Raw genomic sequence first — 15,693 nt, 5'->3', positions numbered from 1 at the left:
TGATGTTGTTAAGGAGGAAAATGGTGTGTTCCCACGAAAATCACCAGCAGCATAGCCATTCGTTGCACGGCGAGCAGCAAGATGGCCTGATTTTGTGTCCGCAATGCGACATGCTGGTGGCTATGCCGCCTTTGCCCTATGGCAGCAAAGCGGTATGTCCACGCTGTAAAACTCAGCTCAGCACCCGCTGGGATGAACCGCGTAAACGGCCGATCGGCTATGCGCTCAGCGCGCTGTTTATGCTGCTGGTGGCTAACCTGTTCCCGTTCGTCAATATGCGCGTGGCCGGCATCGTCAGCGAAATCAAACTTATCCATATTCCTGAAGTGATGGTGGCGGAAGATTACGCCAGCATGGCAACGCTGTTTATGGTGTTTGTCCAACTGATCCCGACATTTTGCATGCTGGCGATTATTCTGCTGTGCGGCAGGGTGAGACTGCCGCAGGGGCTGAAGGTGTGGATGGCGAAAGTGCTGTTCCAGTTCAAAACCTGGTGCATGGTGGAGATTTTCCTGGCGGGGGTGCTGGTCAGTTTCGTCAAACTGATGGCGTACGGCGATATCGGCATCGGCACCAGTTTTATTCCTTATTGCCTGTTCTGCCTGTTGCAGGTGCGCGCTTTCCAGTGTGTGGACCGCCGCTGGCTGTGGCAGGACATTGAAGCGGCGCCGCCTGTCGCACAGCCGGTCACGGTCGGCAAGACCGGTATGCGCCAGGGGCTGCGTTCCTGCCGCTGCTGCACCGCGATTCTGCCGGCGGAGCAGCTGCGTTGCCCGCGCTGCCACTCGCAGGGTCATGTTCGGCGCAATAATAGCCTGCAGTGGACTATGGCGCTGCTGATCACCTCATTTATTCTGTATATCCCCGCGATGCTGATGCCGATTATGGTGACGGAAGCGCTGGGCAATAAAATGCCGTCCACCGTGATGGCCGGGGTGATTTTGCTGTGGAGCGACGGCTCTTATCCGGTCGCCATGGTGATTTTCATCGCCAGTATTATGGTGCCGAGTCTGAAAATGCTGGCGATCGGCTGGCTGTGCTGGGATGCCAACATTAAAGGAAAACAGCGTGCGGACAGTGAACGCATGCACCTGATTTATGAAGTCGTAGAGTTTGTTGGCCGTTGGTCAATGATCGACGTGTTTGTCATCGCCGTACTTTCGGCGTTGGTACGAATGGGACAGTTGATGAGTATTTATCCTGCTACCGGCGCACTGCTGTTCGCCCTGGTGGTGATCCTCACGATGTTTGCCGCCATGACGTTTGATCCCCGCCTGAGCTGGGACCGCGTAAATGAAACAATAAAGAAGGAGCCGCAAGGTGACGGAAAGTAATCATAGCATCGCGGATGTTGAAAAGATTAAGCGCTGGTCGCCGGTGTGGATTATTCCGATCGTCACCGCGCTGATCGGCGCCTGGATCCTGTTTTACCATTTCAGCCATCAGGGGCCGGTGGTGACCTTATATACCACGACGGCGGAAGGGCTGGAGGCGGGTAAAACCAAAATCAAAAGCCGCAGCGTAGATGTCGGCACCGTCGAGAGCGTGACGCTGAGCGACGACCTGAATAAGGTGCTGGTGAAGGCGCGGCTCAACGCCGGCATGAATAAACTGCTGCGTCAGGATTCCGCCTTTTGGGTGGTGAAGCCGCAAATCGGCCGTGAGGGGGTCACCGGCCTCGGCACCTTGCTCTCCGGCGCCTATATTGAGCTACAGCCTGGCAGCAAGGGCGATGCGGGTAAAGAAGAGTACCAATTACTGGATGCGCCGCCGCTGGCCTCTCCGGATGCCAAAGGGCTGCGTATTGTGCTCGACAGCGATAAGTCCGGCCAGCTGAACGCCGGCGATCCGGTACTGTTCCGCGGCTATCGCGTCGGCTCGGTGGAAACCAGTTACTTTGACCCGAAAATTCGCGCCATGCGTTACCAGCTGTTTGTTTCCGCGCCTTACGATCAGTTGGTGACCACCAATGTCCGCTTCTGGAAAGACAGCGGGGTGACGTTCGACATGTCGGCGCAGGGCATGCGGGTTGAGATGGGATCGCTGACTACGCTGTTCAGCGGCGGCGTCAGCTTTGACGTACCGCAGGGCTGGGAGCGCGGCGCGAAGGCGAAAGAGAAATCCGTGTACGAGCTGTACGAGAATCAGCGCAGTATCCAGGATTCGCTGTATACCGTGCATAAAGATTACCTGATGTTCTTCTCTGATTCGGTACGTGGTTTGCAGCCTGGCGCGCCGGTTGAGTTCCGCGGCATCCGTCTGGGGACCGTTGCTCAGGTGCCGTTCTATAAAGAAGGCCTGGAGCAGAGTCTGAACAACGATTATCGTATTCCGGTGCTGATCCGCATCGAGCCGGATCGCTTCCAGAAACAGCTGGGTAAAGACTTCGATATGGAGCAGCATCTGAAGGACGCCGAGTCCCGCGGTTTGCGTGCGTCGCTGAAGTCCGCCAACCTGCTGACCGGTTCGCTGTATATCGATCTGGACTTCTACCCGCAGCAAAAAGAGTGGAAAGGGCCGCATACAATGTTCGGTTATCCGCTGTTGCCGACCACCAGCGGTGGCCTGGCGCAAATTCAGCAGAAGCTGATGCAGACGCTGGACAAGATCAATGCGATGCCGCTGAACCCGATGATCAACGAAGCGACCAAAACGCTGGCGGAAAGCCAACGCACCATGCGTGAAACGCAGGAAACCATGAAGTCGCTGAACGAGATTATGTCCAGCAAGGCGATGAAAGATCTGCCGCAGGATATGCAGAAAACGCTGCAGGAACTGAACCGCAGTATGAAAGGCTTCCAGCCGGGTTCTCCTGCCTACAATAAAATGGTGGGCGACATGCAGCGTCTGGATCAGGTATTGCGCGAACTGCAGCCGGTGCTGCGCACCCTGAATGACAAGAGCAATGCATTGGTGTTTGAAGCCAAGAGCAGCGACGATCCTCAGCCGAAGAAGGCCAAACAATGATGAAATGGATTCCGGTAACTCTGGCGCTGTTGCTCAGCGCCTGTAGCAGTACGCCACAGAAAACCTACTATCAGCTGCCGGCGATGAGCGCGCCGGCGCAGCAGGGAAGCGTCGCCTCGGCGTCGCGCCAGCTGTGGCTTGAGCACGTCGGCGTGGCGGATTATCTGGCGCAGAACGGTGTGGTGTATCAGACCAATGACGTGCAGTACGTGATTGGTCAGAACAACCTGTGGGCCAGCCCGCTGGATCAGCAGCTGCAGCAGTCATTGGTTACTAACCTGAGCAATGCGCTGCCGGGCTGGCTGGTTTCCTCGCAGCCGATGAGCAGCGATCAGGATGTACTGAACGTGACGATCACCGGTTTTCACGGTCGCTATGACGGTAAAGCGATTATTCGCGGCGAATGGGTGCTGAACCGCCACGGACAGATGATCAAGCGGCCGTTTAGTCTGGCGCTGACGCAGAGCGAAGATGGCTATGATGCGTTAGTTCGTACGCTGGCCACCGGCTGGCAGCAGGAAGCGCAGACCATTGCCGCCCAGCTTGGTCGTTTTTGATGGCATAAGTGCAGCTTAAATGCTCTAAGCGAACGCCGGCGGCTCATTGCTTGATGACCCGCTGGCGTTTTTTTTGATAAGTTTCAATATATTAGTGCGATTCTCGCGTTATCAGCCACTTAGCGATTTCTGTGTATATAGCTCACAAATATGACACTGGCGTGAAATTTGCGCATTGATCTTCACGTCAAATCGCGCTATTGGTTATTCGTGGCTGCACAAAAAGTGGCCGCTGTTTTCTTTCCAGCAGACCAAGAATGAGGGAAACGAGGCATGAAGAGACAGAAGCGAGATCGTCTGGAACGGGCACAGTCCCGTGGTTACCAAGCAGGTCTTTCAGGGCGTTCCAGGGAACTTTGTCCCTACCAGTCTTTAGACGCCCGGGCCAATTGGCTGGGAGGTTGGCGACAAGCCATGGAAGACAGGGCTGTGACCGCTTAAGCGGCTCTCTGTCATGAAGAAGGAGTGACCTCCGCCGGTGCGCGGAGGTTTTCGTTTCTGCCTCCGGGCAACGCTACCGTACGCGATCGTCATTTAAACCGCCTTTCCACACCTCCTCGCAAAAAATGCCGAATAATTTGCTTCACCACCCTTACTTAACTCCCCTTTTATGTTATCAAGGTCATGAAAAGTTATTATATAACAATGATTTGCACGGTGAATTGCCGTGTCGGCTTTATATGATGCAGTGATAATGTCTAACAAAAAGATGACGGTGGTAAGGGGCGCGATGCTGAAAATTAACGCAGTCAACGCTATCCCCGGCCTGATGGAGAACGCGTAAAGCCTGGTGAGAACGGGGCTTTATACAGAGAAGGGAAACTTAGATAGGAAAATAACATGGCGATTAAATCAATTCGTTTTCGCGCGGAAGTACTCGAGAGTCCATTGACCGTCCCCGAATTGGGCGGCGGTTTGTTGCCTTTTGCGGCGCCGCCGCATGTTTCTGGCCCGGCCGACGTAGAGATTATGATGGCGAAGGTGTCTGACTCGATATTCAGTGCGGCCGGCAGCAGCGCTGCGGCTATCCAGGGGCAGATCGTGTTCAACCAGGCATGTAAGACGATGGTAGGCTACTTTAGCGGGGCGCGGGCGGTGGCGGATGATACGCTATTTGCCACGTCGCATCCGGATATCGGCATCCGACTCTCTTGTATCGGCAGGTCCATCTTTCCGGAACAGGGGCAGAACTTCCCGCTGGTTGGCGATATGCTGGTGTTTGAGGCGATGCTGGTCTCATTAAATGACCAGGTCAGGCCGGGGATGATTGAGGCGCGGATTGAGTTTCACTACGGCAGCGATTGGTAGTGCGGTAATTGCGCATTAAAAAAGCCTCGCTAAGCGAGGCTTTCTTGTATCGCATGCGTTTGTGCAGTGCGGCGGCCGGGGAAGCCGCCGTCTGGCCATCAGAACGCCGTGGTGTCCTTGAACAGGCCCACTTTCAGATCGGTGGCGGTGTAAATGACTTCACCGTCGACCAGTACTTCACCGTCGGCTACGCCCATAATCAATTTACGGGTGATAACGCGCTTGAAGTTGATGCGGTAGGTCACTTTTTTCGCGGTAGGCAGAACCTGGCCGGTGAATTTCACCTCACCGACGCCCAGCGCACGGCCTTTGCCTTCGCCGCCAAGCCAGCCGAGGTAGAAGCCTACCAGCTGCCACATGGCGTCCAGACCCAGGCAGCCTGGCATGACCGGATCGCCGATAAAGTGGCAACCGAAGAACCACAGGTCCGGATTGATATCCAGCTCTGCTTCAACGTAGCCTTTACCGTGTGTGCCGCCTTCTTCTGTCATTTTGACCACGCGGTCCATCATCAACATGTTACCTGCCGGCAACGGCGGGCCGCCGGCGCCAAACAGCTCGCCACGGCCGGATGCTTCGAGGTCTTCTTTCGTATAGGAGTCGCGTTTATCTACCATGTTCTCAGTAAACCTTATTTTAATGAAGGACGAAGATTAGCGAACACGTGTACGCCGAACAAGTCCGATCAGCCGTGGTTAAACCAGTTGAGCCAGCGTAAACACCATGGACGTTGCCGTTCCTGCGGGTTCACCTGCGCTATCCGTTCCTGAATCGCCGCCAGTAAATTTGGCTGCTGTTCATCGGCATAGAGGCAACCCGTTAATAATGGCAAGGTTTCCGCTACGCTGTCCACCGCCCACAGGTGGAATTGTTCTTCGCGCACCGCATCGACCACATCCTGACGCAGACACAGATGACGGACGTTGGCCGCTGGCAAAATAACGCCTTGCTTGCCCGTCAGACCGCGACGTTGACAGACGTCGAAGAAACCTTCGATTTTTTCGTTGACGCCGCCGATAGGCTGGACGTTACCAAACTGGTCGACGGAGCCGGTGACGGCAATCTGTTGGTTAATCGGCTGCTGCGACAGGGCGCTGATCAGTACGCACAGTTCGGCCAGCGTAGCGCTGTCGCCGTCGACTTCACCGTACGATTGCTCAAACACCATAGAAGCGGAAAACGGCAACTGTTGATCCAATTCCAGCTCGGAAATCAAAAATGCCTGCATAATCATCATGCCCTTGGCATGCAGGTTACCGCCCAGCTCCGCCTTGCGCTCGACGTCGGTGAATTCACCGTCGCCGAGGTGAACCACACAGCTAATGCGCGAGGGTTCGCCGAAACTGCCGGGATGTCCGGGATAATCCAGCACCGACAGGCCATTAATCTGGCCGATCGCTTCGCCTTCGGTTTGGATCAGGATCTGGCCTAGCTCGATATCATCCTGCATGCGTTCGGCCAGGTAGCTTTCGCGCCATTGGCGGGTGGTCAGGGCGGCATTGAGTGCTTTGGCGGTAATCAGGCCTTCTTCGGCATAGAGCGACGCTTCAGACAGCTGCTGGCCTAGCCAGGTCGGTGAGAGCGGCAGGCTGGCGCAATCGCCGCTGTAGCGTATCGCCTGAGTCAGCAGAGGGGGCCAAACGTCGGCGGCCAGCGCCGGCAACTGCCGTTCGGCCGCCAGAGTATTCACATAGCCGCACCACAGCGTCATATCTTCATCGTCGGCGAGCTGCAGCTCTTCTTCATATTCGCCGTACATCGCCAGCTCGCTGATTTCCGGCTCCATATCATGGAAGTCGGCCAGCCCAAGGCGGTCGCCCACCACAATAAGACGCATCTCCAACGGCATCGGAGGAATAGTGACCGGCAGCGGACGCGTTTCATCCGGGGAGAACCATTGGAATTGGCGTTGGCCGATCATCTGCTTCAGACGCAGCCACATCAGGGGCTGTGCCAGCAGGGTACGCGCGGAGAGGATCAGTACGCCGCCGTTGGCGCGGTGTATCAACCCAGGCGCCAGGGTAACGTTGCCTTGCTGCAGACGCGCGCAGCCGAACAACTGTTCAGGCTCAACCCATTCCTGGAAAATGCAGGCGCCGCCGGCGGCAAACGGCTCATCGCCCTGGCTGGCCGGCTCTACCTGAACCTGACCGTTGTGCACGGTGTAATGGCTGCCGGGGCAGCTTGGCTGCTGTGGCTGGCGCTGTGTGACCGCACTCGCAATTAATGCCAGATATTCACGGTTTTCCTGCGCCTTAAGCAGCATAAAACGGGGTTGAGAACGTGGATGGCAGAATAACGTCAGGGCATTATCCAGCCGGGGCTGCAGCGCAGCAAAGGTGACGGGCGCCAACTGAGCAGCAGAATCGAATATCGCCTGGTAAGGCGCAACGGCAGGCAACAAAGATTGCCATTCAAGTCGGTTATTGGTCAAAGTGTTAGATGCAATTATCAAAAAGTGAAACAGCGATTATACAAGAATAACGTCAGCTTGATACAGTGGAGTGCCGCTTGATGTCCGGGAGTTTGACATCGGGCGACGACTGTGTAAAAAACAGTCTGTCAGAGGTTTTAATTGCCGGGGAAATTCGGCGTAAAGCTGTTATGCTTATTGAAGTTACGCGGTCACTGAAGAGCTCACGATGAAATATCAGCAACTGGAAAACCTGGAGAGCGGTTGGAAATGGAAATACCTGGTGAAGAAGCACCGGGAAGGGGAACTTATCACCCGCTACATTGAAAACAGCGCTGCGCAGGACGCGGTTGACGAGCTGCTGAAATTGGAAAACGAGCCGGTTAAAGTCCTGGCCTGGATTCATGCACATATGAACCCTGCGCTTGATAACCGGATGAAACAGACTATTCGCGCCAGACGCAAGCGCCATTTTAATTCCGAGCATCAGCATACGCGTAAAAAATCCATCGATCTGGAGTTTTTAGTGTGGCAGCGTTTGGCGGCGTTAGCCCGTCGTCGCGGCGTGACACTGTCGGAAACGGTGGTGCAGCTGATTGAAGATGCCGAGCGAAAAGAGAAGTATGCCAGTCAGATGTCGTCGTTAAAACAGGATCTGAAAGCGATCCTGGGCAAAGACGAAGAGTAGGGATAGCAGCGAACGATAAAGCCGGCCGCGCGCCGGTTTTTTTGTGGCGCTAACCGGATACAGACGAAAAAAAACCCCGCAGCGCGGGGTTTTTTATTAAGAAGAGGTAACTTAAGCCTGTGGCTGAGTTACAACGTCTTTAACGCCTTTAACTTCGATTTCTACACGGCGGTTCGGTGCCAGGCACTCGATCTGTGCTTTGGTAGCACGGCCGTTTTTGTAACCGCAGCTATCGGTAACTTGGTTAGCTTCGCCCATGCCACGTGCAGAGATTTTGTCTGCAGGGATGCCTTTAGAAACCAGGTAGTCAACTACGCTGCGAGCGCGGTTTTCAGACAGACGCTGGTTGGATGCATCTTTACCAACTGGGTCAGTGTAGCCCAGAACAACTACGGAACCGTCTTTAGGATCCATAGAGCTCAGCTGGCTGTACAGCTGATCCAGAGCCTGCTGGCCTTCTGGTTTCAGAGTTGCTTTACCGAAGTTGAACAGAACGTCAGACTTCAGAGTGAAACGCTTGGTTTCAACAACTGGAGCTGGAGCTGGCGCTGGTGCTGGTGCTGCTTCGTCCTGACCGAAACGGTAAGAAACGCCCAGGCTCAGCATGGTGTTGTCTGGACGTGCGCCCACGGTGCCTGCGTCGCCGATGTTGCTAACGAACTGATAATCCAGGCGGGTAGCCCAGTTTTTGGTCAGTGCGTATTCAACACCAATCGCAGCCAGCGGAGAAACGCCGGTGTCGTGGTTGCTGATGCGGGTGCCATTGCCAAAGTTAGCTTTGGAATCTGCACGCCATACCATACCACCCAGACGGGTGTAGATGTCCAGATCGTCAGCGATTGGGTAGCTCAGTTTAGCTGCCAGCTGAACGCCCTGTGCCTTGAAAGCACCGTTGTTCACGCTGCCTTTGTAAGGCATACGGCCCAGCCAGTCATAGCCCAGCTCGAAGCCCAGGTATTGGTTCGCCTGGTAACCCAGGAACGCACCAGCACCCAATTGGTTTTCATGGATAGGGCCGTTACCGGTACCGTTGTAGCCGTTGCCATAGAAACCTACGTCATGATACTGGGACCAGCCCAGTTTAGCACCGGTGTACCAGGTGTTATCTTTTGGGGCGGCTTGCGCTACGGTAGCGAAACCGGCCAGTGCCACTGCTAATGCGATAGCTGTCTTTTTCATTTTGCGCCTCGTTATCATCCAAATAGGCAATGAGCTTTAAAGCTGATTTTTAAGCCCTTGGTTAAATTCCTTCGCCAAGGTTTGTGCCCTCGTTTGTTACTCTCCAGTTTTTTACTGGCGTTATAGAGCAACCTTGGCGATGTAAAGTCTACAACGTGGCGCGAAAGTTACAAGTGTGATGTGATAAAGCTCTAAAAAAAAACGCAGAAATAGTCATATTTGCTAACAAATTTAGGCGTATTTTTAGCCGATTTTTTGTTCAGGCAGGGGCGTGGAACCGCGTCTGCTCTCGCTTTGTGCATGATCCCCCAAAGGTTCCATTTTCGGGGGATAAAAATGATGGGAAAAATCCTAAATTTACTTAATGATACAAAGAAGAGTGAATTTTTAGGGTCGGAAACTGTCCCTGAGCCGGGATAGTGTCACGCTGAGGACGCATAATAAAGCCGTATGCATGACCCTGTTCAGCCGCTCGCTGTAATTTTAGACGATCTTCAGCGCTTAGCTCAGGAAGCCAACCGAGCACGGCGCTGTAGTTCCCCGTCAGCAACGCTTTTTCCATCGCATCGACCGTGTTAACCGGGCTGATCTGGCTTAATTGTACGACTTTATCTGCAGGCAGGCCAGAGCGCTGTAGCCACAGCTTGCTGAGTTTCTGCTGCGGCGTCAGCCATAGCAGCCAGCGCGACTGGGTGGCTAACTGCTGCAACAGCGGCAATAATAGAAGCTGAGTGACCGCGGGCTGATGCTCGTTGTAAACAAATTCACCGATCAGGCCATTTTCGTTGGCGCTGCCCGCAGAGGCATCCGGCGCACCATTCAGGGTAAACGCGTTATGGCTGCGATGGGCTTTGTGAAGTGATTGAGTACGCATGTGATATCCCGCCTGTAGTTGTACTGTATGCATATACAGTATCCGCAACGTATCCCGAGATCAAGTCAATTTTTCGTCATGCCTCGCATATTTGTGAACGCTTTTTGTACGCAATGGATTTGTGATTGGCAGTGCAGACATTAATGCGTATTTTTCTATTACGTGTTCTCGTAAGTTTTATCTTATTGATTTTAATTATGATTGACTGAGAAGCCACATAGGAGAATGTTATGCATGGAAGAACCATAGCAAGAGTCGCACAGGCGAAAGCCTGTTTTGACGCATTGGGCAATATTACTACCCGCTCGCAGTTTGGCGGCTATGGATTACTGGCTGACGGCGTCATGTTCGCCGTCGTTGCCGACGGCGAGATGTATTTGCGCGCCACAAAAAGCCTGGAGCCCGAGTTTCGCTCGCGCGGCATGGTCAATATGGTGTACTCAAAGCGCGGCGTGCCGATCATTATGCGCTATTACTGGGTCGACCATCAGCTGTGGGGGGAGCCGCAGGCGCTGTTTGCGCTCGCCTGGCAGGCGAAACGCGAGGCGAGCAAAGAGCTACAGAGCCGCAGGCGCGGCAGCAGGCGCCTGAAGGGCTTGCCGAATATTGATGCCGGCCTGGAGCGTTTGCTGTGGCGGGTGGGGATACGCGACGTCTATGATTTACGTTTGCAGGGGGCCAGAGGATCGTTTCTGAAGCTGATGCTGCAGCAAAAGAACCTGGGGCTGAAGGCGCTGCTGTCGTTGGCCGGCGCGATTGCCGGTTATCATCACGCTGTGTTGCCTGAAGAGATTCGCGGAGAACTGAGCGAGTGGTTCAATAAAGAAGTGTCGTAAGGCGCGTTAGCTGCTGTAACGCGCCTTACCATGGTTACAGGCTCATTGTGATTGCCCGATCTGCGCGTTCAATGACGTCAGCTCCGGCAGAAGTTCAACAACCAGTCCTATTTGCTGTAGTACCAATTGCTCTTTGCTTTCTGGTTCTGGCGTCAGTTGCGCGATGCGCGCGGACAGTTTTTCCAGTGCCAGGTTGATGCGATGAGCATCGGCTGCGTCGTGTTGCAACGCACCGTCTACGTAGCAAACGGCATCGTTCAGCACGTTGAACACGTCGATATTGGTCAGCCGTTCACGATGAGCCCCCAGCGCCGAAATATAACTCAGGAGCGTATGGTTGAGGCATAGCAGCCGGAAGGCCGCCTCCTGCGTTGCTTTATCGGCTTTGGGGTCCGCAGACATATTGGAAATCACCGACGCCAGTTCCGCATCGCTGTTGTGGGCGTCGCGGCGGGCAATGCGGTAAGGCAGACCGTTATTTTTACCTTCGTGATACTGAACCAGAATCGCGTCCAGGTAGCGGCAGTCGGCATTCAGCGTTTTGCTGACGACGGCGGGCAACTGACGAAAACGCCAGTCCGGCCAGATAAAGGTCACGGCCGCCCAGGCGATGGCGCAGCCCAACAGCGTGTCGTAAACGCGCGGGGCGGCGACTTCGAAGCCTTCCCCAAGCAGGTTGAAGCACAGCAGCACTAATAAGGTAATAAACATGGTGGCGTGTGCATACTGCACCGTGCGGAAGGCGAAGAACAGCACGCCGCTGATCACGATCAGCACCAGTTGGCCTTCGATCGACGGGACAAAGTACAGGATCGGCAGGCCGATCAGAATCCCCGCCAGGGTGCCGATAATACGCAGAGCCAGCCGCCGCCGGGTGGCATTATAGTTGGGCTGGCAGACAAACAGACTGGTAAGCAGGATCCAATAACCGTGCCGCATGCCGGTCAACTGAATAAACGCATAACCGATGCACAGCACCACCGACATGCGGATGGCATGGCGGAACAGCGCCGATTGCGGTGTCAGGTGGCGGCTGATGCGCAGGCGGATATCGCTCCAGCCGGTCAGTCGGTCGTCCGACAGGCTGTTCTCTTCCTCCTGGCCGTTGGCCAGCGCCTGTTCCGATTCAATATTTGCCAGTTGGGCGTCAATCGCCCGCAGATTTTTCAGCAGGTGAGACAGCGCCTTGGTCAGTTCGCGGTTATCCGCATTGACGGCGATGCGCGACAGGGCTTCTTCAATACGGGTAAACGCCGGCTCAAAGCGGCTGTTATGCTGGTATTTCTGCCGCAGCAGAATCGATTGCGCCAGTTGCTGGCAGGCGCGGGCCTGTTTACTGAGCAGCCGCTGGAAGCGGAACAGAATATCGCTGTGGCGGAACTGTTTGCTCAATGCCTGGTACTGAACGTGCGATGAACTGGCGCGCTCATGGATGTCCTGCGCGACAAAATAGTAATGCAGCGTGCGGCGGGTGCCGCGCTGACCGCGATCGCCTTTCAGGCGCGTCAACAGCGACATCTTGGTCTGATTCAGCGTGCTGACCAGGCTGCTGTTGGCCATGGCGACGTCCATCCACGGCAGGTCGGCGTCTTTCTCGGCGTCCGGGTCGAACAGGTTGGCCTTGGCGTCCAGGTAGTTGGCCAGTTGCTGATAGCAGCGCGCCAGGTTCTCCTGCAGCGGACGGATAGGAAACAGCAGGTGGCCTACCAGCGTCAGCAGGTTATACCAGACCGCACCGACAATCAGCAGAATAGGTTGCTGGTACCAGATGTCGTACATCGAGGTGCCGAGCATGGCGTACACCGCGATCAACAGGGCGCCGAACGCGATGGTGGCATAGCGTTGCCCCAGCGCGCCCAGCAGAATAAAACCGCAGGTAGACAGCGCCAGGCCCAGAATAAACAGCCAAGGGTAGGGGAACAACAGTTCGATCGACGCGGAGGCGATAAAAAAGCAGACCAGCGTAATCAGCAGATTACGCAACCTGCCGGCAAGCCGGTCATCCAGATCGGCGAGGGCGGCGGCAACCACTCCCAGCGTCAGCGGAATGGTGAGCTTGGGAACGCCCAGCCACCAGGGAACGGCGGTAGTGCCGACCAGAGCGATAAAAATACGCAGGTTGTAAAGCAGACTGCTGTTGTAGGCATAACGACGCAGCGCCGGTGCAAAAGCAAGCACAAAAAACTCCTCAGACGGAGAAAAAATTAACGTTGTTGATATTGGCGACGCGCATTTTCGCTTCTGGCCTGCTGAGCCATTTCGACGGAAACCACCCGGCGTCCGACCGGCCACAGCGCAATGGCGGCGATTTTAAAGTTGGCGATACCTACCGGGATACCGATAATGCTGATGCACTGGGCGATGCCGGCGGTAATATGCGACAGACACAGCCACCAGCCAAAGCAGATCAGCCAGAACACATTGAGCAGCGAACCGCCGGCGGAAAGCAGCGCATTGCTTTTTTCCGGGTACAGTTCGTTAACGCTGATTGCCTCATTGCCGTAAGGCAGGAACGAGAGCTTGGTGATCTCCCAGCAGGAGCGTGTCAGCGGCAGGGTAAAGATTAAGACGATACTGACCAGGGTGGCGAACAGCCACGCCAGGGTCGTGAAAAAACCGCCTAACACAAAATTCAGAATATTCAGTACAGTACGCATGGTTGGGACTCTGCTCTAATAATGGTCAAACCGCCAGGCGGTTGCGTTTGCTATCAAAACGTAGAAACTATTCTACCCTTTTTTTAGCGCTAGAGTGTCACTGCTTATCACAGGTAAACTGGCAACTCTCCAATCTCAATAGAGTCATGGCACGCCGATATGGAACTTAAAGCGACATCGCTGGGAAAACACCTGGCTCAGCATCCTTATAACAGAGTACGACTGTTGCATGCCGGCGTTGAGGTCAGCGGTGAAAAGCATGAATATCTGATCCCGTTCAATCAACTGATTGAGGTCCGTTGTAAACGCGGCATTGTCTGGGGCGAACTGGAGTTCGAACTGCCGGACGAAAAAGTGGTGCGCCTGCATGGCACCGAATGGCAGGAAACGCAGCGTTTCTACCACTATATGCTGCAGGCCTGGCAGCGCTGGAGCGCCGAAATGAGCGAAATCAGCGCTGGCGTGCTGCAACAGCAGGTGGAAAATATCCAGCGAATTGAGCAGCAGGATAAGTGGTTCAAGCGCTCGGCGCTGGGCAAACTGCAGCAGCAGATCCGCGAAGCCTTCGGCGCGCTGCCGATGCCGGCGGCACGTCTGGAAAGTTTTGACAACTGCCGTGATGATTACCGACTCTGCCAACAGTGGCTGCAGCAGGGGCCGCACAGCGTCGCCGAACGTAACCGGCAGTGGACGGAGCGGATGCTGGCGGAACATGCTGATTTCTTCCAAACGGTGGAAACTTCACCGCTGAACGTCTCGCAAAGCCGGGCGGTGGTTAATGGTGAAGACTCGGTGCTGGTGCTGGCCGGGGCCGGCAGCGGCAAAACCTCCGTGCTGGTGGCGCGCGCCGGGTGGTTGCTGCGCCGACAGGAGGCCGCGCCGGAACAAATCCTGCTGTTGGCGTTCGGCCGGCAGGCGGCCGAAGAGATGAACCAGCGCATAGAAGAACGTCTCGGCGTCAGCACGATTCAGGCGAAAACCTTTCACGCGCTGGCGCTGCAGATTATCCAGCAGGGCAGCCGCAAAGTCCCCGTCATCAGCAAGTTGGAAACCGACAGCAAGGCCCGGCGTGAATTACTGATCGCCAGCTGGCAGCAGCAGTGCGCGGAGAAAAAAGCGCAGGCGAAAGGCTGGCGCCAATGGCTGACGGATGAACTGGAATGGGAAGTGCCCGAAGGGGATTTCTGGCAGGATCGGCGTCTGGCGTCACGTTTGGCGGGACGTCTGGAGCGTTGGCTGGGGCTGATGCGTATGCACGGCGGCAGCCAGGCGGAAATGATCGAGCAGGCGGATGACGAAAACCGCGATCTGTTCTCCAAACGTATCCGGCTGATGGCGCCGCTGCTGAAAGCGTGGAAAAGCGCGCTGAAGGAGGAGGGAGCGGTTGATTTTTCCGGCTTGATTCATCAGGCGGTCTCCATTCTGGAGAAAGGGCGCTTCGTCAGTCCCTGGAAGCATATTCTGGTGGACGAGTTTCAGGACATTTCGCCACAGCGCGCGCAACTGCTGGCCGCACTGCGTAAACAAAACACGCAGACCTGTCTGTTTGCCGTCGGCGACGACTGGCAGGCTATCTACCGTTTCAGCGGGGCGGAGCTCAGCCTGACCACCGCATTTGCCGATAACTTTGGCGCCGGGGCGCAGTGCGCCCTGGATACCACCTATCGCTTCAACGAACGTATCGGCGATATCGCCAACCGCTTTGTGCAGCAGAATCCGCATCAGCTGAAAAAGCCGCTCAACAGCTTAAGCAAGGGCAACAAGAAGTCGGTGGCAATATTGCCGCAGGAGCAACTGGAAAATCTGTTGGATAAGCTCAGCGGTTACGCTAAGCCTGACGAGCGCATTTTGCTGTTGGCGCGCTACCACCATTTAAAGCCGGAGGTACTGCAGAAGGCCGCCACCCGCTGGCCGAAGCTCAATCTCGACTTTATGACCATTCATGCCAGTAAAGGTCAGCAGGCGGAGTATGTCATTATCGTCGGGCTGCATGACGGCAACGACGGCTTCCCGGCAGTGGCGCGTGAGTCGGTGCTGGAAGACGTGTTGCTGCCGCAGCCGGAAGATTTCCCGGACGCGGAAGAGCGGCGGTTGTTGTATGTGGCGCTGACGCGCGCCAAACATCAGGTGTGGCTGCTGCAGGATCGCGAGCGGCCGTCGGTATTTGTCGAACAGCTGCATGAGCTGGGCGTGCCGCTGCAGAAAAAACCGTAA

General features: G+C 55.5%; 14 protein-coding genes. 8 read left to right on the top strand and 6 right to left on the bottom strand.

The features are described 5' to 3' along the window. Window positions 1-23 precede the first annotated feature (23 nt). The 5 genes from pqiA to HF675_RS15265 all read left to right on the top strand — a co-directional run bounded on the left by pqiA (window position 24) and on the right by HF675_RS15265 (window position 4,832). Window positions 24-1,334 (top strand): membrane integrity-associated transporter subunit PqiA, encoded by a 1,311-nt coding sequence (pqiA, locus tag HF675_RS15285; RefSeq protein WP_370569844.1) that lies wholly within the window; start codon window positions 24-26, stop codon window positions 1,332-1,334. Beyond that, complete coding sequence (gene pqiB, locus HF675_RS15280) at window positions 1,321-2,967, top strand: intermembrane transport protein PqiB (RefSeq protein WP_105230550.1); 1,647 nt, start codon at window positions 1,321-1,323, stop codon at window positions 2,965-2,967. The genes pqiA and pqiB overlap by 14 nt, the downstream gene beginning before the upstream one ends. Continuing rightward, the gene (gene pqiC / locus HF675_RS15275) at window positions 2,964-3,524 is read left to right on the top strand and encodes a membrane integrity-associated transporter subunit PqiC (protein WP_105230551.1); all 561 of its coding nucleotides are present in this window, start codon (window positions 2,964-2,966) and stop codon (window positions 3,522-3,524) included. The genes pqiB and pqiC overlap by 4 nt, the downstream gene beginning before the upstream one ends. Before the next feature lie 273 nt (window positions 3,525-3,797). After that, entirely contained in the window at window positions 3,798-3,965 is a 168-nt protein-coding gene (rmf, locus tag HF675_RS15270) for a ribosome modulation factor (RefSeq protein WP_004964703.1), read from the top strand. 399 nt (window positions 3,966-4,364) lie between these two features. Continuing rightward, window positions 4,365-4,832, top strand: coding sequence for a hypothetical protein (locus HF675_RS15265; RefSeq protein ID WP_187043344.1), 468 nt, complete (start codon window positions 4,365-4,367; stop codon window positions 4,830-4,832). A 98-nt stretch (window positions 4,833-4,930) separates the two neighbouring features. Here the strand turns inward: HF675_RS15265 and fabA are convergent, their stop codons facing one another. Both fabA and HF675_RS15255 read right to left on the bottom strand, forming a co-directional pair. Then, on the bottom strand, window positions 4,931-5,449 hold the full coding sequence (gene fabA, locus HF675_RS15260) for a bifunctional 3-hydroxydecanoyl-ACP dehydratase/trans-2-decenoyl-ACP isomerase (RefSeq protein WP_015671798.1): 519 nt from the start codon (window positions 5,447-5,449) through the stop codon (window positions 4,931-4,933). Window positions 5,450-5,517: 68 nt separating this feature from the next. After that, window positions 5,518-7,266 carry a Lon protease family protein gene (locus HF675_RS15255; protein WP_187043343.1) on the bottom strand — a complete coding sequence of 583 codons (1,749 nt, stop codon included), beginning with the start codon at window positions 7,264-7,266 and terminating at the stop codon, window positions 5,518-5,520. Window positions 7,267-7,474: 208 nt separating this feature from the next. Here HF675_RS15255 and matP point away from each other — a divergent pair, with 208 nt between their 5' ends. Next, the gene (gene matP, locus HF675_RS15250; protein WP_105230554.1) at window positions 7,475-7,933 is read left to right on the top strand and encodes a macrodomain Ter protein MatP; all 459 of its coding nucleotides are present in this window, start codon (window positions 7,475-7,477) and stop codon (window positions 7,931-7,933) included. A 111-nt stretch (window positions 7,934-8,044) separates the two neighbouring features. Here the strand turns inward: matP and ompA are convergent, their stop codons facing one another. Together ompA and sulA are read right to left on the bottom strand one after the other, a co-directional pair. Then, the gene (gene ompA / locus HF675_RS15245; protein WP_111737386.1) at window positions 8,045-9,112 is read right to left on the bottom strand and encodes a porin OmpA; all 1,068 of its coding nucleotides are present in this window, start codon (window positions 9,110-9,112) and stop codon (window positions 8,045-8,047) included. A 361-nt stretch (window positions 9,113-9,473) separates the two neighbouring features. Continuing rightward, window positions 9,474-9,986, bottom strand: coding sequence for an SOS-induced cell division inhibitor SulA (gene sulA / locus HF675_RS15240; protein WP_105230556.1), 513 nt, complete (start codon window positions 9,984-9,986; stop codon window positions 9,474-9,476). Window positions 9,987-10,216: 230 nt separating this feature from the next. Here sulA and HF675_RS15235 point away from each other — a divergent pair, with 230 nt between their 5' ends. After that, the gene (locus HF675_RS15235) at window positions 10,217-10,822 is read left to right on the top strand and encodes a TfoX/Sxy family DNA transformation protein (RefSeq protein ID WP_187043342.1); all 606 of its coding nucleotides are present in this window, start codon (window positions 10,217-10,219) and stop codon (window positions 10,820-10,822) included. Between the two features lie 42 nt (window positions 10,823-10,864). Here the strand turns inward: HF675_RS15235 and yccS are convergent, their stop codons facing one another. Then, on the bottom strand, window positions 10,865-13,000 hold the full coding sequence (gene yccS, locus HF675_RS15230) for a YccS family putative transporter (RefSeq protein ID WP_187043341.1): 2,136 nt from the start codon (window positions 12,998-13,000) through the stop codon (window positions 10,865-10,867). A 26-nt stretch (window positions 13,001-13,026) separates the two neighbouring features. After that, window positions 13,027-13,479 carry a YccF domain-containing protein gene (locus tag HF675_RS15225; RefSeq protein WP_105230559.1) on the bottom strand — a complete coding sequence of 151 codons (453 nt, stop codon included), beginning with the start codon at window positions 13,477-13,479 and terminating at the stop codon, window positions 13,027-13,029. A gap of 159 nt (window positions 13,480-13,638) precedes the next feature. On the opposite strand from HF675_RS15225, the gene helD reads away from it, so the two are divergent. Further along, entirely contained in the window at window positions 13,639-15,693 is a 2,055-nt protein-coding gene (gene helD, locus HF675_RS15220) for a DNA helicase IV (protein WP_187043340.1), read from the top strand.

Origin of the sequence: Serratia sp. JUb9 (genome assembly GCF_014298095.1) — a bacterium.
Lineage (GTDB): Bacteria > Pseudomonadota > Gammaproteobacteria > Enterobacterales > Enterobacteriaceae > Serratia_B > Serratia_B rhizosphaerae.
The sequence above is the reverse complement of the archived record's forward strand: the minus strand, read 5'-3'. Positions and strand labels throughout refer to the sequence as shown.